The following is a 21,185-nucleotide window of genomic DNA, read 5'->3' on the forward strand; positions in this document are numbered from 1 at the left end:
GCGGCGGCGCGCGCGGGCGCCGCGGCGGGCGCGGGCCTCCGTGACGGCGGCGCGCGCGGCGGGCGCCGTCGCGGTGCGCGTTTGCGTCGCCTGCGCGGGGTCGCAGCGCCGCATGCGCGCGATCAGGTCGTCGTCATGGTCGAGGCTCATCGGGCGGGCTCCAGGGTCGGGAGGGGCGAGGCGTGCGGGGGTGCGGCGGGGGCGGGCGGCGCTGCCTCCAGCTCCTTGCGCAGCCGACCGCGGGCGCGCGAGAGGCGGACGGCGAAGGTCGCGCGCGAGCAGCCGGCGGCGCGTGCGGCGGCGTCGTTGTCGAGGCATTCCCAGGCGGCCAGGCGGATCGCCTCGCGCTCCTGCTCGGTCAGCGTCGCGAAGGCGCGCGCCAGAGCAGGATCGCCGCTCATCGCCTCGGCCGGGTCGGGCGGGGCGGTCGCCTGCGCCGCGCCGCTGCCGGCGACCCGCTGCACGAGCGCGCCGCGGCGCGCGTGGCTGCGGCGGTGGCCGTGGACGACCTTGCGCGCGACGCCGTACAGCCACGGCAGCGGATCGGCCTCGCGCGGCAGCCGCCGCCAGGCGACCGCGAACGTCTCGGCGACGACGTCGTCGACCGCGTCGCGCTCGACCCGCCGGGCCGCATAGGCGCGGATCGCGCCGACGTGGCGGTCGTAGACGGCCCAACGCCCGTCGTCGCGCTCGTCACTGCGTCTGAGGATGGTCACACTGCCTCTCTGCCGGGAGCGAGGCCGAAATTACGGCGCCGCCGCCGGGCGCACATCGGGGAGGTCCCGCGGCGGCCTGGCGCGGCCCGCGCCGCCCCGCGTGACGCCGTCCACTCGCCTCGCGTGATGCGCCCCGCGGCGCGGCCCTTGACTTCAAGCGCGCTTGAAGACGTACGGTGGCGCGCATGCACGCCATCCGCCTCCATCAGTTCGGCCCGCCCGGGAACCTCCGCTACGAGCGGATCGACGCGCCGCAGCCCGGCGACGGCGAGGTCGCCGTGCGGGTCGAGGCCGCGGGCGTCCACCTGCTCGACACCTCGCTGCGCGCCGGCCAGGTCGGGCCGCCGACGCCGCTGCCGGCGCTCCCCCACGTGCCCGGCCGCGAGGTCGCGGGCGAGGTCGAGGAGGTCGGGCCGGGCGTCGAGCCGGCGTGGCTCGGCCGCAGGGTCGTCGTCCACCTCGGGCGCGAGCCGCGCCACGGCGGCTATGCGGAGCGGACGATCGCCGCCGCCTCCTCGCTGCACCCGCTCCCCGACGGGCTCGGTGCCGGCGAGGCGGTCGCGATGATCGGCACCGGGCGGACGGCGCTCGCGATCCTCGAGACCGCGCGCCTCGGCGCCGACGACGTCGTGCTCGTGACGGCGGCGGCCGGCGGGCTCGGGACGCTGCTGGTGCAGGCCGCCCTGCGCGCCGACGCGCTCGTCGTCGCGGTCGCCGGCGGGCCCGAGAAGGTCGCCCGCGCGAGCGCGCTCGGCGCCCAGATCGCCGTCGACTACGGCGTGCCCGGCTGGGCCGAGGCGGTGCGCGAGCGGCTCGGCGGCTACGAGCTGTCGGTCGTCTTCGAAAGCGTTGGCGGGACGATCGCCGACGAGGCCGTGGGGCTGCTCCCGCCGGGCGGGCGGCTGGTCACCTACGGCTGGTCCTCAGGCGAGCCGCTGTCGCTCGGCGCGCAGGAGCTGGAGCGGCGCGGGATCCGCGCCGGCTTCGAGATCGGGCACGCGGTCTTCGGCCGGCCGGGCGGGATCCGCGGGCTGGAGACGGAGGCGCTGGCGGCCGCCGCGCGCGGCGAGCTGACGCCGGCCGTGCAGACGTTCCCGCTCGCGCAGGCTGCCGACGCCCACGCCGCGCTGGAGGAGCGGCGGACGGTCGGGAAGGTCGTGCTGGTGCCGTGAGGCCGCGCTGGGCGGCGCGCGGAGCCGCGTCGCCGACGGCGCCGCGGGCTGCGGGCGGTGCGGCGGGCGAGTGACGTGCCGCCGACGCTACGCCGGCTGCGCCGCGATCGGCGTCGCCGGCGCCATCCGTATCGCCTGCACGGCGATCAGCAGGCCGGCCATGCTGAGCAGCGCGCCGGCGCCGGCGGCGGAGGCGTCGCCGAGGCCGGCGTCGATCGCGAGGCCGCCGGCGAACGGGCCGAGCGCATTGCCGATGTTGAAGGCCGAGTGGACGGTCGCGGAGGCCATCGTCGGGGCGGCGGCGGCCATGTCGAGCAGCTGCGCCTGCAGGATCGGCACGGCGCTGAAGCCGACGACGCCGATCGCGAGCACGTTCAGCACCGCCAGCACCGGCACGTGCGAGGTACCGACGAACGCCGCCAGCACGACGGTGAAGACGACCAGCACGCGCGCCATCAGGACCGCGCTGTCGCGCGGCGTCTCGACGTGGCGCTGCAGGCGGGCGGAGAGCAGGTTGCCGGCGGTCATGCCGACGCCGAAGACCGACAGTCCCCAGATCGCCGAGGACTCGTTGAAGCCGGTGACGTTCTCGAGGATCGGCGCGAGGTAGCCGATCGCGGCGAAGATCCCGGCGAAGCCGACGATCGCGATCGACAACGAGACGAGCACGCGCGGCTTCAGCAGCACGCCGGCCTCGCGCTTGAGCGTGACGCCCTCCGGCCGCGGCAGCCGCGGCATCGTCACCAGCAGCGCGGCGAGACCGACGAGGCCGAGGCCCGTGACCATCACGAACGCGGCTCTGTAGCCGAGCTGCTGGCCGACGAGCGTCGAGGCGGGCGCGCCGATGCAGCTCGACAGCGTCAGGCCGAGGAAGGCGAGCGAGATCGCGGCGGCGCGGCGCTCGGCCGGCACGAGCTGCGCGGCGACGACGGCGCTGAGGCCGAAGACGGCGCCGTGCGGCAGGGCGGTGATCACGCGCGCGACGAACAGCGTGCCGAAGCTCGGCGCCAGCGCGCTGGCGATGTTGCCGAGCACGAACAGCGTCATCAGCGACAGCAGCAGCGCGCGCCGGGGCGCCTTCGCCCCGATCGCGATCATCAGCGGCGCGCCGACGACGACGCCGAGCGCGTACGCGGAGACGAGATGCCCCGCCATCGGCGTCGAGATGTCGAGCGCGTCAGAGACCTCCGGCAGCAGGCCGATCGTGACGAACTCCGTCGTTCCGATCGCGAACGAGCAGAGCGCGAAGGCGAAGATGACCAGGGGAAAGCGCAAGCGACCAGAAGGCGACACGGCTGTGCACCGTAGCGGCCGCTCGTGGCGCGACGTGGTGACGCCTGTCACACAGTGGCGCGTGCGCCCTACGAGCCCCGCGCGTCGGCCGTGGCCCGTGCGCCGCGCGCCCAGATGCGGCGGGGTGCACAGTCAGCGGCGTGGCCGCTGCGGCGCTCTCACCTCGACGCCGTCGACGAACCAGCTGCGGCGGCCGTCGGGGTAGGTCGCGGCGGGCCCGTCGAGGCGGTGGCGCAGCCCGTTCTCGTACCACTTCTCGGTGCCGTTGACATAGACGCACGCGGGTGCGCCGACCCGGTGCCGTCTGCCGTTGCGGTACCACTTGACCGAGCCGTTGGCGTGCACGATCGCGGGTCCGTCCTCGCGGTGGAGCTGCCCGTGCCGCCACCACTCCTGGCGGCCGCTCGGCAGGATCCGCGCCGGGCCGTCGTCGCGGTGGAGCCGGCCGTGGTCGTCGTGGAACTCGATCGCGCTCACGTGGTGGGAGCTACCCGGCCTCCGGTCACCGTCACCAGCCGGCCGTCGCGCAGCTCGTGGACGGTGTCGAAGCGGTCGAGGCCGATCCGCTCGTGGGTGATCACGAGCACGCCGCGGTCGCCGACGGCGCGGTCGAGATCCGTGAGGAAGGCGCGGGCGGCCGGCGGGTCGAGCATCGCGGTCGGCTCGTCGAGCAGCAGCAGGCGAGCCGGCGAGACGAGGCAGCGCGCCAGCGCGATCCGCTGGCGCTGCCCGCCCGAGACCGCGAACCCCTCCTCCCCCACGAGCGTCCCAACCCCGTCGGGAAGCGCGTCGAGCCACGGCCCGAGCCCAGTCGCCCGCAGCGCCGCCTCGACCTGCGCATCGTCCGCCTCCGGCGCCCCGATGCGGACGTTGTTGGCGATCGAGGTCGCGAACAGGTGGGCGTCCTGCCCGGCGAGCCGCACCCCCGCCCGCAGCTCTTCCGGTGCGAGCACCCCGAGCGGCCGCCCGCCGAGCGCGATCTCGCCCTCGTCCGCTGCCGTGAGCCCGGCGAGCAGCTGCACGAGCACGGTCTTGCCGGCGCCGCTGGGCCCGATCAGCGCCGCCCGCTCGCCAGCCCGCAGCGTCAGGTCGACCCCGTCGAGCACGACCGCCGCCCCCGCTCCGCCCGGCCGGTGCCGGATCCCGCGGGCAGTCAGCAGCACCGCCGCCTCCGCCACGGCTTCCGCACTCCGTGGCGCGGCTCGCGCAAATCGCGGCGCGGCTTGCGCACTCGGCGGCGCGGCTTGCGCAAACGGCGGCGCGGCTTGCGCAAATCGCGGCGCGGCTTGCGCAATCGGCGGCGCGGCTTGCGCGGTTGGTGGCGCACCCTGCGCAATCGGCGGCGCGGCTTGCGCGGTTGGTGGCGCACCCTGCGCAATCGGCGGCGCGGCTTGCGCGAGGCGGCGTTCGGCGGCGGCGACGGAGACGGCGCGGGTCGCCGCTTCGGGCAGCGGCGCGAGCGGCTCGAAGGCGCCGAGCGCGAGCAGCGCGAGGGCGCCGAGCCAGACCGGGTCGAGCGTGCCGGCGGCCGCGGGATCGATCGCGACGGCGAGGACGGCGATCAGCGTCACCCCGGCGATCAGCGTGCCGAGCCCCTGCGCCAGCGCCGAGGCGGCAGCATCGCGACGGGCGATGCGCGACAGGCGCGCCGACGCGGCATCGAGCCGGCCGAGCCGCTCTGCGCCGCGGCCGGCGAGCGCGAGCTGCGGCGCGGCGTCCATCGTCTCGACCAGCTCGTCGACCAGCGCCGCCCGCTCCTCCCCCTGCCGGCGCAGCGCGCCGCGCGCGGAGACGAACGCGAGCGCCGACGGCACGATCGCGCCGGCCAGCAGCCCCGCGCCGAGCACCATGCCGGCGACCGGCAGCACCACGGCGGCGAGCGCGGTTGCGGTCAGGGAGGCGACGAGCGCGACCAGCAGCGGCCCGCGCACGCGCACGTCGCGATGCTGCAGCTCGTCGACGTCGACGACGAAGCGGCTGAGCAGGTCGGCCGCCGGCAGCGCCGCGGCGTCGCCGGCAGGCCCGCCGTCATGACCTGCGGACCTTTGACCCCCTCTGACGGGGTCAAACGTCCGGAGGTCACGTCGCGGGCGGGCGATCAGGCGCCGGTACCAGCCGACGCGCAGCTCCGCGAGCTGCCGGAAGGCGAGGTCGTGGGCCGCGAGCCGCTCGCCGTAGCGGCCGAAGGCGCGCACCAGCCCCAGCGCCCGCACGACGACGATCGCCGCCAGCAGCGCCAGCACCGGCGGCCGCTCGGCCGCGCGCGTCACGAGCCAGCCCGAGGCTGCCAGCAGCACCGTCCCGGCGACCGCCGCCGCGGCGCCGAGCAGCACGATCCGCAGCCGCTCGCGGCCGCCCGCGACGCCCCGCCGGCCCAGCGCGCTCATGCGGCCGCTCCGAGCACGGCCGAGGCGGCGGCACGACCGTCACGGACTGTGACGACCTCGTCGCAGACGGCGATCACGGCCGGATCGTGGGTCGCGACGATCGCGGTTCGGCCCGCGGCGGCGGCGCGGATGCCGGCCGCGGCGGCTGCCGCGCTGCCGGGATCGAGGTGGGCGGTCGGCTCGTCGAGCAGCAGCAGCGGCGCCGGCGACAGCAGCGCGCCGGCGAGCGCCAGCCGCTGCGTCTGCCCGCCCGACAACCCGCGCCCGCCGGGGCCGACGGGCGTCGCAAGCGCGCGCGTCAGGCACGTCTCGGTGGCGCCGGCCCGCCCGCCGGCGCCGACGGCCGTCGCAAGCGCACGCGCAAGCCGCGTCTCCGCGGCGCCGGCCCGCCCGCCGGCACCGACAGGCGCCGCAAGCGCACGCGTCAGCCGCGTCTCCGCGGCGCCGGCCCGCCCGCCGGGGCCGACGGGCGTCGCAAGCGCACGCGCAAGTCGTGTCTCCGTGGCTCCGGCCCACGCACCGCCGTCCAGGAGCGCGTCCTCATCGGCCTTCGGCGCAAGCTCGGCGATCACCTCCCACGCGGCGGCGCGGCGGAGGGCGCGTTCGATCTCGGCGGCGGTCGCGGCCGGGTGCTGGAGCGTGAGCGTCTCGCGCAGCGGGCCGCGCAGCAGCGCCGGTCGCTGCGGCAGCCAGGCGATCTGCTGCCACCAGCGCCCGCGATCGAGCGCGAGCAGGTCGACGCCGCCGACATCGATCGCACCCGCGTCAGGCTCGCCGAGGCGGGCGAGCAGCCGCAGCACGGTCGACTTGCCGGCACCGGACGGCCCGACGAGCGCGGTCAGCCGCCCAGGTGCGAACTGCAGGTCGACCCCGCCGAGCGCCGCCGCCCGCCCGTCCCCGCCCGCGACCCGGACCCCACGCAGCGTCAGCGCCGCGGGCAACGAAACGGTCTCTGTGAAATCGGGGCCCTCAGAGGGCTGCGACCTCACAGCGGTCAGCTCCAGCAGCGCCTGGGCGGCGTGGGCTCCGTCCTCGGCGGCGTGGTAGCGCTGGCCGGCGCGGCGCAGCGGCGCGTAGACCTCGGGCGCGAGCAGCAGCACGACGAGGCCGGCCTCGAACCCGAGTGCTCCCTGGGCGAGCTGGACGCCGACGACCGCCGCGGCGACCGCCGTCCCGACCATCGCCAGCAGCTCCAGCACCAGTGCCGACAGGAAGGCGACCCGCAGCGCCGCGACCGACTCCAGCCGGTAGCGCTCGCCGATCTGCCCGAGCGTCGCCGCCTGCGCCTCGGCGCGGCCGTGGGCGCGCAGCGTCGGCAGGCCGCGCACGACGTCGAGGAAGTGCGACCCGAGCACGCCCAGTGCCTGGCGCCGCTCGGCGATCCGGGCCGCGCTCTCGCGACCGACCAGGACCATGAAGACGATCACCAGCGGCAGCGTCAGCCCCAGCAGCACGCCGACGAGCGGGTCGTGCCACAGCACCACGCCGACGAGCGCCGGCGGCACGGCGGCCGCGAGCGCGATCTGCGGAACCGCGGTCGCGTAGTAGTCGGCGAGCGCGTCGACGCCGTGGACGGCCGCCGTCGCCAGCTCGCCCCGGCGCGCCTGCTCGACCCGCCGCGGCCGTGCGGCCAGCAGCTCCCGCGCGACCCGGTGGCGCAGCTCCGCCATCGCGTGCTCGGCCGCGCGCCGGCCGAGCCAGTCGCCGGCCGCCGCCAGCAGCGCCCGCCCCACGACCGCCGCGGCGAGCAGCAGCAGCGTGGTCGTCAGCGAGGCGAGGTCACGCCCGTCGAAGGCAGCACCAGCGACGGCGTGCGCCAGCGCGAGCGACTGCACGACCAACAGCCCCGCCCCCACCAGCCCCGCCGCGACCGCACCGCCGAGCAGCAGCCGCGCCCGCGGCACGAGCGTCAGCAGCCGCCGATGAACCGCTCTGGGGTCGAGGGTCGCTTCGGCGGGCGCTGGGTCGGCGGGCGCGGAGGCGGCCGACGCGGAGCCGGCGGACGCCAGACCGGCAGGCGCGGGACCGGGAGGCGCGGGACCGGCAGGCGCGGGACCGGCAGGCGCGGGACCGGCAGGCTCGGGACCGGCAGGCTCGGGACCGGCAGGCTCGGAGCCGGCGGGCGCGGGTGTCACGACGATCTCCGGCGACGAAAGCCCGGGCCGTGCGGGACCGCGGGAGTGTCGGCGGTCGGGCCGGCGGCGGCGGGGTCAGCGCTGGTACGACCGCCGGCGAGGCGGGCGACGAGATCGACCGGGCTCGGCGGCGGGGCGCCGACGTCGGCGCGCGTGATCCGGTGGCGGAAGAGCCAGTAGCTCCACGCCTGCAAACCGCCCACAAGCGGCAGCAGAAGCACAGTCACACCGGTCATCAGCCAGAGCGAGTAGCTGCCCGAGGCCACGTCGGCGAGCGCGAGCGCCGGGCCGCCGTCAGCGCCGGCGATGCCCGCCGGGAACAGCAGCGCGAACCAGCTCACAAGCAACAGCGCCACCGCCGCGCACGCCGCGCCGAATGCGACAGCCGCGCCCGGATTCGCGACAGCCGCGCCCGGATTCGCGGCGGATGCCGCAACGCGGAGGCCGGCGATCGCGAGCGTCGCAAGCGCGACGAAGCAGCCGGCGGCGGCGAGCCAGCCGACGACTCCCGGCGTACCGGGGGCGGCGGCGAGGGTCCAGGCGAGGAAGCCGCCGACGGCGACGGCTGCGAGCGGGGCGGCGAGGCGGAGCTGGCGAGCGGCGGCGGCGTGGACGTCCTCGGCCGTGCGGAGCGTCAGGAAGGCCGCGCCCGCCGCGCGCGAGAGCAGGACGTAGGCGAGGCCGCCCGCCACCGAGTACAGCGAGATCACGTCGAGCGGGCCGGCGGTCACGTCGAGCGAGCCGGCCGCCGCGCGGGCGGCATCGGCCGCCGCACCCGCGGAGGCGCCAGCGGCCGAGGCCGCCGCACCCCCGGAGGCGCCGGCAGCCGAGGCGGCATCGGCCGAGCCGGGCGCCTTCATCGCGATCCCCCACACGACCGCGCTCCAGGCCATGCCCCACAGGAACGGCGCGAGCGTCGAGGCGGCGACTAGCACGCGCTCCCACGCAAGGCGCCAGCGGGGGTCGTCGCGCTTGCCGATCAGCTCGATCGCGAGGTTGCGGAGGATCAGCGACAGCAGGATCAGCGTCAGCGGGACGTAGAGCGCCGAGGCCCAGGCGCCGTACCAGCCGGGGAAGGCGCCGAACATCGCGACGACCGCGATCACGGCCCAGACCTCGTTCGCGGCCCAGGTCGGGCCGATCGCGTGCAGGGCGACGCGGCGGTCGTCGTGGTCGCGGCGGACCCGGCGCATCAGCATGCCGACGCCGAAGTCGAAGCCCTCCAGCACGAAGTAGAGCCCCCACAGCAGGACGATCGCGACGAACCAGATCGTCTGGAGCACGGTCAGATCAGGCATCGGCGGCTCTCCTGGCGGCAGGCAAGACAGGGGCGGCGAACGCGACGGGCGCGATGGACGCGGCGAACGCAGCGAGGGCGGGCGCGGGGACGGTCAGATCGGGCATCGAGCCGGCGCCTCCTAGTACGTGAGCGCGAGGTCGGACGAGGCGCGGCGGGCCGCACCGGGTGCGGGGGTGAGCGAGTGCTCGCCCTCCAGCCCCTCGTCGACCTCGTGCAGGGCAGTCCGGCCCGCGAAGAAGAAGGCGAGGCCGTAGACGGCCAGGTAGCCGGCCAGCGACAACGCGACCACGACCACGCCGACGTTGGGCGAGTTGGCGACGTCGGTCCGCAGCAGGCCCTCGACGATCCACGGCTGCCGACCGCCCTCGCGCAGGATCCAGCCGCCCGCCTGCGCCAGCAGCGGCAGCGCCGGCGCGATCAGCAGCAGCCTCAGGTAGCGGCGGGAGCGGAACAGCGTGCCCCGCCACAGCAGCCACAGACCGAACGCCAGCAGACCGATCAGCGCGGTCCCGCCGCCGACCATCGTGCGGAAGCTCCAGTACATGAGCCCGACGACCGGCGTGTAGTTGCCGGGGCCGTATCTCGCCTCCGCCTCGGCCTGCAGCTCGTCGATCCCGCGCACCGTCGAGCTGAGAGAGAAGTCGTTCAGGACCGACAGCGCGACCGGCAGCTTTATGTCGAGCAGCAGCCTGCCCGGGTCGGTCGAGACGCCGCCGAGCGCGAACAGCGACAGCCCCGCCGGCGACTCGGTCTCGTACAGCGCCTCCGCCGCCGCCATCTTCATCGGCTGCTGCTTCAGCGCCAGCATCCCCTGGAAGTGGCCGAAGGTCGCCGCGCCGAGCGCGGCGACGAGGCCGACCTTCAGCCCGAACGCCATGAACGGGCGGAAGACCTCGACGTCGCGCCCGCGCAGCAGCTGCAGCGCCGCCACCGCCAGCACGACCGTCGTCCCCGCCAGCAGCGCACCGAACAGGACGTGCGCGACCGTCAGCCCGAGGTTCAGGTTGAACAGCACCGGCAGCACGTTCGTCAGCTGCGCTCTGCCGTCGACCAGCTCGTAGCCGACCGGGTGCTGCATCCACGTGTTCGCGACGAGGATCGCGTACGCCGACAGCACCGCCGCGCCCGCGACGATCCACAGGCAGGCCAGGTGGAGCCGTCTCGGCAGCCGGCCCCAGCCGAACATCCACAAGCCGAGGAAGACCGCCTCGACGAAGAAGGCGCCGAGCCCCTCCAGCGCCAGCGGGGCGCCGAAGACGTCGCCGACGTAGGCGGAGAAGCGCGACCAGTTCATGCCGAACTGGAACGACTGCAGGATGCCGGTGACGACGCCGACGGCGAACGACAGCAGCATCAGCTTGCCGTAGAAGCGCGTCAGCCGCAGGTATCTCTCGTCGCCGGTGCGGTGCCAGCGGGTCTGCTGCCAGGCGACGTGCAGCACGAGGCCGATCGAGATGCCGACGACGGCGAAGTGCAGCAGCGTCGTCAGGCCGAACTGCCAACGGGCGAGGTCGAGACTGTTCACGTGGACGGGGCTCCTGTCGCGGGATCCGCCTCGAGCAAAGGCGGCGAGCAACGGGCGAACAGGACCCGGTGACGAGCGTCGTCGTGAACAGCGCGTCGAGCCCAAGGGTAGCGCGTAGGCTCTCGAACGTGGACCCCTCACCGCAGACCGCGCGCCGCGAGGCGATCCGCGCCGGGCTGCTGCTCGGCTGGCTGTCGGTCGCGGCGGTGCTGCTGGCGGTCGCGCTCGACGTCGGCGCCCGCCACTCGGCGCTCGTCGTCGCGCTCGCGCTCGCCGGCGCGGTCGCGAACCTCGGGATGGGCCTGCTGCCGTGGAGCAAGCTGCCGGGCGGCCACGGCCACGCGATCCGACTCGACCTGTGGGCCGGCGGGCTGCTCGTCTTCGTCGCCGCGCTGATCGTCGTCGGCGGCGGCGAGGCGCGCTTCGACCTGCTGCTGTTCCTCGTCCTCCCCTTCATCGCGCTGACGCACGAGAACCTCAGACTGTGGCTGTGGCTGAGCCTCGCCGCGGTCGTCTACGCCGCCGCGATGGCGGTCGCGCCGGCCTCGCTGTCCGCCGCCGAGGTCGTCCTCACCGCGGTGCTGCTGAGCGCCTCGGTCGTGCTGGCGCTGGCGCTCGCGCGCGCCACCCGCGCGACCGCCGCCGCGGCCGCGCGCGCCGCCGCCGCGGCCGAGCTGGAGCAGGCGCTGCTGGCCGAGTCCCACCACCGCATCAAGAACTCGCTGCAGACGGTCGCCGACCTGCTGCTGCTCGGCCGCCCGGCCGACCCCGAGTCGGCGGAGGCGTTCGACGCGACCGGCGCGCGGATCCGCTCGATCGCCGCCGTCCACCACCTGCTGGCCGGCGAGCGCGGCGGGACGGTCGCGACCGACCGGCTGCTGCGGACGGTCGTCGAGGCGCTCTCCTCGCCCGGCGACGAGGTCGTCGTCGTCTCCGACGAGCTGCGGCTGGAGGCCGCCCGCGCCCAGCAGCTCGGCGTGATCGCGAACGAGCTGGTCGCCAACGCGCTGCGCCACGGCCGCCCGCCGGTGACGGTCGTCTTCGCCGGCGAGGAGGGCGGGATCGCGCGGCTGGAGGTGCGCGACGGCGGCGGCAACGACGCGGAGGCGATCGGCGGCAGCGGCCTCGGGCTGACGCTCGTGCGGCAGATCGCGGAGCGCGGTCTGCACGGCAGATTCGAGCTGGAGACGCTGCTCGACGGCTCGACCAGCGCCGTCCTGCGCTTCAATGTCGGCGATGCGGATCCTGATCGCTGAGGACGACCCGGTCATCGCGATGGCCCTGACGGCGCGCCTGAAGGCCCTCGGCCACGAGCCGCTCGGCCCCGCCGCCGACGGCCGCCAGGCGGTCGAGCTGGCGCACGACGACCCGCCCGACCTCTACCTCTTCGACGTCGACATGCCGCGCCTCGACGGCCTCTCCGCCGCGCGCGAGCTGAGCGAGGCCGGGCTGCGGCGGCCGATCGTCGTGATCACCGGCGTCGACGACCCCGAGCTGATCGAGCGCTCGATCGCCAGCGGCGTCTCCGCCTACCTGACGAAGCCGATCGACGACCGCGCGCTCGACGCCGGCATCCGCCTCGCGGCCAGCCGCCACGAGGAGTTCCGCGCGCTCGAGGCCGAGGTCAGCAAGGCGCAGCAGGCGCTGGAGGACCGCAAGACGATCGAGCAGGCGAAGGGCCTGCTGATCGCCGCGACCGGGATCACCGAACCGGAGGCGTTCCGGCGGATCCAGCGCGCCGCGCGCGACCGCAACCTGAGACTGGTCGAGGTCGCGCGCCGGATCGTCGAGCAGAGATCGCTGCTGGAGAGCGGCGAGGGCTGACGCGGCCGCGGGTCCGACCTTCGGGCGAGCGGTCGCGGTCGTTCGGGCGATGACGCGCGGCCGCCGGCGGCCGATGATCGCGGCCATGCGCACACGAATCTGCACCGCCCTCGCGGCGCTGCTGCTGCTCGCGACGGCGTCACCCGCGCCGGCCGCCGACCGCCAGACCCGCAGCTTCGACTGGACGCTCCGTTCCGCGAGCGTCACGCACCGCTGGAGCGAGCAGAGCAAGCCGTGGCCGCAGAGATGCAGACTGTGGACGAAGGGCGAGGGCCGGATCGTGCAGGAGGCGGGCGCGGCGAGCGGCACGCTCACCGCCGAGCGGTTCGACAGCGGCTGGTACGCCTACCGGGACGCAAAGCTGCGCGGGTCGCTGGAGCGCGTCGTCGGCTGGCGTCACCACCTCGTCCCGCAGGTCAGACCGTGCGTCCCCTGCGACACCGAGTACGGCCGCTGCGACGAGGCGCCGAGACCGGACGACGACTACGTCAGCTCGTGCGGGCCCCGCGACGAGACGTTCGGCCTGCACATCCTGATCAGCGGACGCGGGCTGTACTGGCAGGGCGGCGTCGACTCGACCGCGCTCCAGGACTGCCCGCAGTTCGACTACCGCCGCGGCGACGCCGGCCCGAGCGCCGACATCTACGTCGAGCGCACCGCGATCCCCGGGATGGGCGCCGCGCTGCTGCGGCTGCGGGTCGGTGCCGAGCGGCGCGTCAACGTCCTCAGACGCGCGGGCAGATGCAGCCGGATCAACAGCACCGGGATCCACTCCTGCGTCGTCGTCAGAGCGCAGCTGGTCTTCCGCCGCACCCGCTGAGCAGGCAAAAACAGGCCGTCGGCGGCGACGGCTATGGTGCTCGACCTTCATGTCCCAGGTCGCTGTGACATCGCCCTCTGCCGTGCTCGGCGGTGCGCTCGACGAAGCCGTCGGGCGGCGCTCCCGCGCGCTCCTCTACGCCGCCCGCATCGGGCACATCGAGGAGGCCCGGCAGCGCTCGCAGGACGCGCGCCTGCGGCCCTACCGCGCGCCGGAGCTGTGCCTGCACGCGATCGACGCCGTCGCCGTGCGAATGGACCTGGAGTCGGGCGCGACGTGGGAGCAGGCGCGCGCCGAGGTGACCGCGCAGGCGGCCCGCCAGAACCCGGCCGGCAGCGACGACGACCACCGCCACGTCGCCGAGTGGCTGCTGCGCCAGCTGACCGACGAGCAGGACGCCGAGTGGCTCGACAGCGCCGCCGACGGCACCAGCGTGCGCCGCACCCACCGCGTCTTCCTGCTGTACGAAACGGAGCAGGCCGGCCTCCACCACCTGCGCGCCCGCGACCAGGCGATCAACGTGCTGGTCGACGCGCTCGACCTCGACATCGACTCCGCCCAGCACGCCGCCGAGGCGCGCCTGGAGCACCTCGTCAAGCGCGGCCGCCAGCACGAGGCCTTCCTCGCCGCGCGCGACAGCCGGATGCAGTCGATCCGCTTCATGGAGCAGGTCCGCGACGACCTGCGCGAGGCCGAGCGCGACCTCCGCAGCGAGCACTGGTCCTCGACCGTCTCGCCGCGCCTGAGCGCCGCGCTCGACCACATCGTCGAGCGGATCCGCGCCGAGGAGCGGCTCAAGCAGCTGATCGACTCGGCCGTCGACCGCGCCGAGGACGACGACTTCCGCTGGATCCCGCGGACCGTGGAGCTGCTCGACGAATGCCTCGACCGCCACATGTCGCTGCAGCAGGTGATCGCCGAGGCGCGCGACACGTTCCTGTTGGAGCAGCAGCGCCAGCACCTGCAGCCGCGCACCCGCCGCGCCTACGCCCACCCCGTCAACGAGGTGCTGACGAAGGTGCTGTCGTGGCAGTGCTCCGCCGCCGACGAGCTGATGGCGCTCGTCGAGGTCGCGCTGGGAGCGCGCGCGCCGCGGCTGCTGAGCGAGTGGGCCGGCGTCGACCAGCTCGCGATCGAGCCCTCCGCGCCGCCCGAGACCGGCCGCGAGGTGGCCGAGATCGAGCTGACGCCCGACCGCGAGCCGCTGCTGTTCAGCGCTGAGCGCGTGGCCGCCGCGGGCGCGCTGCTGGACCAGGTCGGCGCCGAGCCGGTCTCGCTGGCGGCGCTCGCGCGCAGAGCCGCGGACCCGGAGACGGCGCACGCGCTCGCGCTGCTGGCGCTCGCCCACCGCTCGCCCGAGCTGGGCACGCTGCACGGCCAGGGCGCGCGCAGCGCGCTGCTGGCGGTGCCGGCGGAGGGCGACGACGCCTTGACGTCGCCGGGCCTGCTGCTGCAGCGGGTCGAGCTGACGGAGCCCGCGCCTGAGGAGACCGCCGCTGAAGCGGACGAGCCCGTGGAGGTGGCCGCATGAGCCCGACCGCCGAACTGTCCGCCGACGCCGGCCTGCTGGTGCGGATGTCGCTCAACGCCCGCAGCGGGCCGCTGAGCGAGGACCACGCCGCGCTCGTCGGCCGCTTCCTCGCCGAGCCGGCCCTGCGCGGCGCGACCGAGGCGACGATCGACGGCCTCGGGCTGCGGCTCGTCAACGCCTCGCAGGAGGGCGGCCTGCTGCTGACGAGCGCCGGCGCCGACTCGCCCTTCCGCATGCGCCTGGCCGATTACTTCCCGCGCCAGACGACCGGCGTCCAGAGACGGATGCTGCTCGCCTGCGCGATGGTCGCCTCGTTCGTCGCCTTCTTCCCTCGCCCGGAGGACCTGGAGGACACGAACGAGCGGCTGCGGCGGCGCGACGTCGACGACGTCGACCGGCTCGTGCGCGACGTCTCCGCCCGCCTCGACGCGGAGGCGCGCGAGCGCGGCGAGGAGCTGGACCCGCCGATCGACGAGCCCGACCTGGCGCGCGCCTGGACCGTCTGGCGCCAGACCTCGAACTCGAAGAAGGGCGCTGACGGCCGCGAGCGCGAGGTCGGCACCCGCCAGGTCGTCGTCCGCTGCCTCGACCTGCTCGCCGAGCAGGGCCTGCTGCGCACGATCGTGAAGGGCGAGACGTACGCCTCGACGCGGCGGATGCAGGCGATGGCGCGCGAGCTGGTCGGCTCGCTGGCGTGGTCGCAGGTCGCCCCATCGCATCCTGAGACGCCGGAGCACGCCGACGCCGCCGCGGAGGCCGCCGTCGCGCGCGCTTCGGCCGGCGACGGCAGCGCGGAGGCGAGCGCATGAACTGGCGCATCCGCCGCGCACGGCTTGAGGCCGCGGGGCCGACCGACGCCCGCTACGACGACGTCACGCTGTCGTTCGTCGCCGACGGCCGCGCCGCGCCCAACGCCGTCGTGCTGCTGCGCAACGGCGGCGGCAAGTCGCTGCTGCTGTACCTGCTGTTCAAGGCGCTCCTCCCCCGCCGCACCGACGGCACCAAGACCGCCGAGCAGCAGCGCGCCTCGCGCCCGCTGGTGCTGGGCGACGAGTGCGCGACGGTCGCGATCGAGTGGCAGAACCGCGACGACGACCGCCTGCTCGTCACCGGCCACAGCTTCGAGCGCGGCGACGGCGAGGAGACGCGCTGGATCTTCGAGCCGGCCGAGGGCGTGCTCGGGCTCGACACGCTGCCGCTGCGCGACGGCGGCCGGCGGCGCACGCGCGCCGGCCTCGTGAAGGCGCTGGAGGCGCTCGGGCAGCAGCATCCGCAGCTCGCCTTCCGCACCGTCGGCGGCGTCAGAGGCTGGGAGGACGCGCTGCTGGAGACCGGGATCGACCCCGCGATCCTGCGCTACCAGGCGCGCCTCAACCGCTCCGAGGGCGGTGACGACGACGAGCTGCGCTTCAACTCGCCGGAGTCGTTCGCGCGCTTCGTGCTGCAGATGGTGCTGGAGGACGAGCCGCTCGCGAAGCTGCAGAAGCAGGTGCAGACGCACGCCGAGCAGCTCGCGCGCCGCGAGGCGCTCGCCGCCGAGGCCGACTTCTGCCGCGACGTCGCGGCGCTGCTGCTGCAGCTCGCCTCCGCCCACGGCGCCGGCGAGGAGGCCGGCGAGGAGCAGCAGCGGGCGCAGGTCGCGCAGCAGCAGCTCGCGGGCGTGCTCGACGCCGCTCTGGCGACGGGCAAGGAGCGGCTCGACCGCCTGACCGAGCAGCGCGAGCCATTGGAGACCCGCCGCCGCGACCTCGAGGCGCGCGAGCGCGACCTCGACGGCGAGACGAAGCTCGTGCGCGCCCGCACCGAGCGGCTGCTGTCCGACGCCGCCGCCGAGTCGGTCCGCGCCGCCGCCGACGCGGCCCGCGCCGCCGACGCCGAGCACACCGCCTGGCAGCTGGTCGAGACGCTCGTCGCGCTGTCGGAGAGCGAGGGCGAGCTGGCCGGGCTGGCCGAGCGGGTCGAGAAGCAGGAGCGCGGCGTCGCCGACGCGCGCCTGGAACGGCGCGACGCCGCGCTGGCGCTCGCCGGCGCGCTGCTGGCCGAGGCCGCCGCGCGCGAGGCCGAGGCCGACACCCTGGCCGGCAGGCTCGCCGACGCCGAGTCGGCGCAGGAGCGGCTGCGCGGCGAGATCGAGTCGCTGAGCGGCCGTAGCGGCGAGCTGAAGCAGCGCCGCGGCACGCTGGAGGCGCAGCTCGACGGCTTCGCGCGCGCGACCGAGCGGCTGCGCGCCGACGAGCTGCTGCGTGACGGCGAGCGGCCGTCCGCCGCTGCCGAGCGGTTCGAGGCCGAGCGCGAGGACCTGATCGGCCAGCGCCACGAGCTGGCCGAGCGGCTGCGCGAGCTGGAGGTCCGCCGCGTCGCGACGAGACAGCGGCTGGAGGCCGCTGCCGCCGAGGCGACCGAGCAGGCCGCCGCCGCCTCCGAGCTGACCCGCCGCCGCGACGCCGCGCTCGCGCGCCTCGCTGGCGAGATCGGCGATCGCCCGGCGCCGCCGAAGAGAGCCGCGAGACGCCGAGCCGCGGCCGCGGCCGCCGCCGCTGGCGCGAATGGCGCTCGCGGGGTTTCCGCGAGCGCTGCGAACGCGAACGGCGCGGGTGCCGGCGGAGCGGGCGCGGGCGCGGCCGATGCCGAGGTCTCGCTGTTCGACGCGCTCGACGTCGCCGCCGACTGGCAGCCGCTCGACGAGCCGGCCGGCGCCGAGCGCGCGCTGGAGCGGGCGCGCGCCGCCGCGGACGGCCGCCGCGCGACGCTCGCCAACGAGATCGACGCGCGCGCCGCCGACGAGCGCGCGCTGGAGCGCGACGGGCTGCTCGCGGTCGAGTCCGACGTCGAGCGGATCTGCGACGAGCTGGAGGCGATCGGGATGCAGGCGCAGCCGGCCCTGCGCCACCTCGCCGAGCGCATCAGAGCCGACGCGCTGCCGGCGCTGATCGCCGCCCAGCCCGGCCTCGCCGCCGGCATCGTGCTGCTCGACGGCGACCCGGCCGAGGCGCTGCTGGAGCTGACCGCCGCCCGCGTCCGCCCGCCCCGCCGCCCGCTGCTGCTCGCGCACGCCGACGAGGTGCTGACGAGAGCGCCGCGCGCCCGCAGAGGCGCGTCCGCCGCAGGTCGCACGGAAGCCGCCGCGAACGGCGACGCCACCGCCGCGAAGGCCGCCGCCGGTCCGGCGGTCCTCCTCCCCGCCGCCGGCGCCTACGACGCCGAGGCGGCCGAGGGCGAGCTGGAGCAGATCTCCGCCGCCGTCGCCGAGCTGAAGCTCGCGCGCGAGGCGCAGGGCAGGCTGTCGGCGCGGCTCGGGCGGCTCGCGGCCGTGCTTGTCGGCGAGACCGAGGCGCTGCGCGCGCTGCTGCCCGCGACCGGCCGCAACGAGCGCCGCCTGCTCGCCGCCGTCGAGCGCGAGCTGGGCCGGCGCGAGGAGCAGGCGGCCTCCGCGCGCGGCCGCGTCGAGGAGCAGGAGCGGGTCCTCAGCGCCCACAACGCGCGGCTGCGCGAGCTGGAGCAGCAGCGGGCCGAGGTCGACAGAGCCGAGCGCCGCTGCGAGCGCGCGCTGGAGCGGCTCGACGGCGTCGACGACCTCGACGTGTCCGCGCTGAAGGCCGAGTTCGAGCGGCTCGCCGAGCGCGTCGACGGACTCGCCGGCGAGGCCGAGGGCCTGCGCCGCGAGCGCGACGAGCTGATCCGCGACGCGAAGGGCCTGGAGGATCGCGTCGCGACGATCCGCGGCCAGGCCGACACGCATCGCCGCCGCGCCGCCGCGCTGCCGCTCGACGGCGCCGAGCCGACCGCGCAGGCCGGCGCGCTGCCGGAGCTGACCGAGCGGCTGCTCGTCTGCGAGCAGCTGCTGGAGTCGCGCATCTCCGACGGCGAGCTGCGCGCCCGCCTCGCCAGCGCCGAGGCGCGTGCCGCCGCGCAGCGGTCCGACCTCGAACGGGCCGGCGAGCAGGTCCGCGAGCGCGCCCGTGCGCTCGCCGGCTCCGGCGCCGGGATCGACGCCGAGGCGCTCGCGCGCGGCCGTCGCGAGGCGAAGGAGTCCTACGAGCAGGCGATGCGCCGCCAGGGCGAGGCGGCGACCGTCGAGGAGCAGGCGGCCGAACGGCTCTACCTCGCCAACGAGGCGCTGTCGCCGGCCGACCGCACGCGCGAGCCGAAGCTGCTGGCGACGCTCACGCCCGAGGATCCCGCCCACGGCGCCGTCCTGCTCGGCGAGCTGAACGAGCTGCGCGCCGCGCGCGAGGCCGACGCCGCCGCGACGCGCGCCAAGCTCGCCGACAGCGACGAGCGCGTGCAGACCGAGCGCGACCTGCTAGGCGAGCTGCGCGCCGGCCGCGACCGCCTCGACGTGCCCGACCGCGTCCGTGCCGCCACCGCGGCGGCCGCCACCGGCCGCGGCGCAAGCGCCGGCGCGCGCCCGCACGTCGGCGAGCTGCCGGCGTGGGTGCGGCGGCGCGAGCGGGTCCACGAGCAGGTGACCGAGGTCGTGCGCGCGGCCGAGCAGGCGACGCGCGACCAGTCGAGCGCCCGCCAGCAGGTGGCCGAGCGGCTGCGCGCGATCGACGACGCGGTCGCCGCCGCCGACGAGCGGATCCCGAGAGGGATCACCGCGCCGCTGCGCGCGGGCGAGGCGCTGGCCGGCGACGCCGGCCGGCTGGAGGGCGAGCTGCGCACCCGCGCCGGCGAGCTCGACCGCACCGTCGGCGAGCTGGAGCGCCATCGCCAGGCGCTCGTCGCCCAGCTGCTGGCCGTCGGCGCCGAGGGCGTGCGCAAGCTCGACAAGGTCGCCGCCGCGACGACGCTGCCGCGCGAGAGCGCGCTCGGCGCCTGGTCGGGCAAGCAGTTCGCGCGCGTGCGCCACAACGCGCTCGCCGACGACGCCGCACGCGAGTCGGCGCTCGGCCGCGTGCTCGACGAGGCGGTCTCCGGCGGCGCCAGACGGCGCGGCCTCGACCTCGCCTTCGGCGCGACGATGGCGCTTCTGCGCGACGGCCTCGAGGTGACCGTGCTGAAGCCCCACCCGCAGCCCGACGACCAGTACCACCCGATCGAGGTCGTCGGCCCGGAGTTCTCCGGCGGCGAGGAGCTGACGATCAAGCTGGTGCTGTTCTGCGCCGTCTCGGCCGTCCGCACCGCCGAGCGCGCCGGCCGCACGCGCGGCGTCCGCCGCGCCGGCCCGCTGCTGATCGACAACCCGATCGGCACCGCCTCGCGCGAGTCGCTGGTCGACCTGCAGCTGCGCCTCGCCCGCCACCTCGACGCCCAGTTCATCCCCTTCACGGGCCTCGAGGGCGAGCTGAACGTGACCGGCCGCTTCGCGACCGCGGTCGCGCTGACCAACGACAAGGACCTGCTCGGCGGCATGCGCTACGTCAAGCTCGCCGACGGCTCCCCCGCCCCGCTGCTGCCGCCCCGCCCCGCCGACGCACCGCCCGAGGCGGCCGTCGTCAGCGCGGTCTCCTACACCCCCAGGGTCGACGTCGACGCCCTCGCCGACGCCGCCCGCGCCGCCGGCAGCGGCGGCGAGGGCTAGCGGCTCCTAGCGCCCGCGCCCACCGCCGCCGCGGGGGGCGACGCGGCGGGAGTTGGCGGCGTCCTCGGCGGCGCGGCGGGCAACCTTCGAGGCGCCGACGGCGCCGGCGCGGCCGATCGGTCTGCCGTCCTCGTCGAGCGGCTGGTACAGACCGGCCGCGACGCTGTCAGGGCCGCGCAGGCGCGAGGTCGCGCGCACCAGCAGGCGGGTGGTCGTCTCGCCCTCGGTCAGCTCCAGGCGCGCGTCGGGACGGACGAGCGCGCCCGCCGCGGCCGGCGAGCCGTCCAGCAGCAGGCGCCCTTCCGCGACCGCCGCGGCGGCGGCCTCGCGCGTCTTGACGATCCGCGCGGCCCACAGCCACAGCTCGACGGGCACCGCTTCCAGGCTCTTTCTCATGCCGCAGATCCTCGCACCGAACGGCTCCGGACGCGTCCCCCAGCGGCTACTGGAAGTCGCGCTCGCGTGCCTGCTCGAAGCGACGGCGGTCGCGTTTGGTCGGCCGTCCGCCGCCGTCGTGCTGCTGTCCCAGCGCCGCCATTCTGCGCTCCAGCGCGAGCCGTTCGCGCAGCTCGACGCTCTCCTCGGTCTCGTCGTAGAGGACGGCGGCGACTCTCGCCGAGCCGCGCATCTTCGCGACGCCGCGGATCACGACCGCGATCCGCAGCTCGCCGTTGCGCAGCTCCAGGCGGTCGCCGGCTCTGACCTCCTTGGCCGGCTTGACCTGCACGTCGTTGACCTTCACGCGGCCGGCTTTGACCGCCTCCGCGCCGATCGCGCGGGTCTTGACCAGGCGCGCGACCCACAGCCATCTGTCGACGCGCATCGACTCCAACGACTCCATCTGCGGATGATCGCACGCGCTAGGATGCGCCTGTCGCCGGGACTGGCGTTCACAGGTGGAGCACCACCGGGGACCGGCGACGTGGTTCTCTCCGCCGCGCGCCTGGGCAAGCCCGTC

Annotated in this window: 16 protein-coding genes and 1 riboswitch; of the genes, 7 read left to right on the top strand and 9 right to left on the bottom strand. The window is 76.1% G+C overall.

Features of this window, described 5'->3' with window-relative positions; genetic code table 11:
* Positions 1–146 precede the first annotated feature (146 nt).
* Positions 147–716 (bottom strand): RNA polymerase sigma factor, encoded by a 570-nt coding sequence (locus Q7L73_RS23975; RefSeq protein WP_304694686.1) that lies wholly within the window; start codon positions 714–716, stop codon positions 147–149.
* A gap of 185 nt (positions 717–901) precedes the next feature.
* Here Q7L73_RS23975 and Q7L73_RS23980 point away from each other — a divergent pair, with 185 nt between their 5' ends.
* Entirely contained in the window at positions 902–1,888 is a 987-nt protein-coding gene (locus Q7L73_RS23980) for a zinc-binding dehydrogenase (RefSeq protein WP_304694688.1), read from the top strand.
* Positions 1,889–1,975: 87 nt separating this feature from the next.
* Here the strand turns inward: Q7L73_RS23980 and Q7L73_RS23985 are convergent, their stop codons facing one another.
* From Q7L73_RS23985 to Q7L73_RS24010, 6 genes are all read right to left on the bottom strand, one after another.
* The gene (locus Q7L73_RS23985; protein ID WP_304694690.1) at positions 1,976–3,163 is read right to left on the bottom strand and encodes an MFS transporter; all 1,188 of its coding nucleotides are present in this window, start codon (positions 3,161–3,163) and stop codon (positions 1,976–1,978) included.
* A 150-nt stretch (positions 3,164–3,313) separates the two neighbouring features.
* The gene (locus Q7L73_RS23990; protein ID WP_304694692.1) at positions 3,314–3,658 is read right to left on the bottom strand and encodes a hypothetical protein; all 345 of its coding nucleotides are present in this window, start codon (positions 3,656–3,658) and stop codon (positions 3,314–3,316) included.
* Positions 3,655–5,568 (bottom strand): amino acid ABC transporter ATP-binding/permease protein, encoded by a 1,914-nt coding sequence (locus Q7L73_RS23995; protein ID WP_304694694.1) that lies wholly within the window; start codon positions 5,566–5,568, stop codon positions 3,655–3,657. Before Q7L73_RS23995 ends, Q7L73_RS23990 begins: the two co-directional genes overlap by 4 nt.
* Positions 5,565–7,472, bottom strand: a complete 1,908-nt coding sequence (locus tag Q7L73_RS24000; protein WP_304715688.1) for an ATP-binding cassette domain-containing protein — start codon at positions 7,470–7,472, stop codon at positions 5,565–5,567. The genes Q7L73_RS23995 and Q7L73_RS24000 overlap by 4 nt, the downstream gene beginning before the upstream one ends.
* A 227-nt stretch (positions 7,473–7,699) precedes the next feature.
* Positions 7,700–9,001, bottom strand: coding sequence for a cytochrome d ubiquinol oxidase subunit II (cydB, locus tag Q7L73_RS24005; RefSeq protein WP_304694698.1), 1,302 nt, complete (start codon positions 8,999–9,001; stop codon positions 7,700–7,702).
* A 120-nt stretch (positions 9,002–9,121) separates the two neighbouring features.
* Positions 9,122–10,528, bottom strand: a complete 1,407-nt coding sequence (locus Q7L73_RS24010; protein WP_304694700.1) for a cytochrome ubiquinol oxidase subunit I — start codon at positions 10,526–10,528, stop codon at positions 9,122–9,124.
* 128 nt (positions 10,529–10,656) lie between these two features.
* Between Q7L73_RS24010 and Q7L73_RS24015 the strand changes: the two genes are divergently transcribed.
* The 6 genes from Q7L73_RS24015 to Q7L73_RS24040 all read left to right on the top strand — a co-directional run bounded on the left by Q7L73_RS24015 (position 10,657) and on the right by Q7L73_RS24040 (position 20,227).
* Entirely contained in the window at positions 10,657–11,784 is a 1,128-nt protein-coding gene (locus Q7L73_RS24015; protein ID WP_304694702.1) for a sensor histidine kinase, read from the top strand.
* A complete protein-coding gene (locus Q7L73_RS24020) occupies positions 11,765–12,352 on the top strand; it encodes an ANTAR domain-containing response regulator (RefSeq protein WP_304694704.1) in 588 nt (195 codons plus the stop codon). Before Q7L73_RS24015 ends, Q7L73_RS24020 begins: the two co-directional genes overlap by 20 nt.
* An 85-nt stretch (positions 12,353–12,437) precedes the next feature.
* Complete coding sequence (locus Q7L73_RS24025) at positions 12,438–13,172, top strand: hypothetical protein (RefSeq protein WP_304694706.1); 735 nt, start codon at positions 12,438–12,440, stop codon at positions 13,170–13,172.
* A 49-nt stretch (positions 13,173–13,221) separates the two neighbouring features.
* Positions 13,222–14,703, top strand: coding sequence for a hypothetical protein (locus Q7L73_RS24030; protein ID WP_304694708.1), 1,482 nt, complete (start codon positions 13,222–13,224; stop codon positions 14,701–14,703).
* Positions 14,700–15,512 (top strand): hypothetical protein, encoded by an 813-nt coding sequence (locus tag Q7L73_RS24035; protein ID WP_304694710.1) that lies wholly within the window; start codon positions 14,700–14,702, stop codon positions 15,510–15,512. The genes Q7L73_RS24030 and Q7L73_RS24035 overlap by 4 nt, the downstream gene beginning before the upstream one ends.
* Entirely contained in the window at positions 15,509–20,227 is a 4,719-nt protein-coding gene (locus Q7L73_RS24040; RefSeq protein WP_304694712.1) for a hypothetical protein, read from the top strand. Before Q7L73_RS24035 ends, Q7L73_RS24040 begins: the two co-directional genes overlap by 4 nt.
* Positions 20,228–20,233: 6 nt before the next feature.
* Here Q7L73_RS24040 and Q7L73_RS24045 read toward each other — a convergent pair whose 3' ends face one another.
* Both Q7L73_RS24045 and Q7L73_RS24050 read right to left on the bottom strand, forming a co-directional pair.
* Positions 20,234–20,623 carry a hypothetical protein gene (locus tag Q7L73_RS24045; RefSeq protein WP_304694714.1) on the bottom strand — a complete coding sequence of 130 codons (390 nt, stop codon included), beginning with the start codon at positions 20,621–20,623 and terminating at the stop codon, positions 20,234–20,236.
* Between the two features lie 46 nt (positions 20,624–20,669).
* Positions 20,670–21,068, bottom strand: coding sequence for an RNA-binding S4 domain-containing protein (locus Q7L73_RS24050; RefSeq protein ID WP_304694716.1), 399 nt, complete (start codon positions 21,066–21,068; stop codon positions 20,670–20,672).
* Positions 21,069–21,096: 28 nt separating this feature from the next.
* Positions 21,097–21,183: riboswitch (ZMP/ZTP riboswitch) on the top strand.
* Positions 21,184–21,185: the final 2 nt, after the last annotated feature.

Origin of the sequence: Conexibacter sp. CPCC 205762, from assembly GCF_030646155.1 — a bacterium.
Taxonomy (GTDB): Bacteria; Actinomycetota; Thermoleophilia; order Solirubrobacterales; family Solirubrobacteraceae; genus Conexibacter.

Bases quoted from the DNA above. Each gene is read 5' to 3' on its own strand.
- Q7L73_RS24040 (WP_304694712.1), top strand. From the start codon at position 15,509: ATGAACTGGCGCATCCGCCGCGCACGGCTTGAGGCCGCGGGGCCGACC.
- Q7L73_RS24030 (WP_304694708.1), top strand. From the start codon at position 13,222: ATGTCCCAGGTCGCTGTGACATCGCCCTCTGCCGTGCTCGGCGGTGCG.
- Q7L73_RS24020 (WP_304694704.1), top strand. From the start codon at position 11,765: ATGCGGATCCTGATCGCTGAGGACGACCCGGTCATCGCGATGGCCCTG.
- Q7L73_RS23980 (WP_304694688.1), top strand. From the start codon at position 902: ATGCACGCCATCCGCCTCCATCAGTTCGGCCCGCCCGGGAACCTCCGC.
- cydB (WP_304694698.1), bottom strand. From the start codon at position 9,001: ATGCCTGATCTGACCGTGCTCCAGACGATCTGGTTCGTCGCGATCGTC.
- Q7L73_RS23995 (WP_304694694.1), bottom strand. From the start codon at position 5,568: ATGAGCGCGCTGGGCCGGCGGGGCGTCGCGGGCGGCCGCGAGCGGCTG.
- Q7L73_RS24045 (WP_304694714.1), bottom strand. From the start codon at position 20,623: ATGAGAAAGAGCCTGGAAGCGGTGCCCGTCGAGCTGTGGCTGTGGGCC.
- Q7L73_RS24035 (WP_304694710.1), top strand. From the start codon at position 14,700: ATGAGCCCGACCGCCGAACTGTCCGCCGACGCCGGCCTGCTGGTGCGG.
- Q7L73_RS24050 (WP_304694716.1), bottom strand. From the start codon at position 21,068: ATGGAGTCGTTGGAGTCGATGCGCGTCGACAGATGGCTGTGGGTCGCG.
- Q7L73_RS24025 (WP_304694706.1), top strand. From the start codon at position 12,438: ATGCGCACACGAATCTGCACCGCCCTCGCGGCGCTGCTGCTGCTCGCG.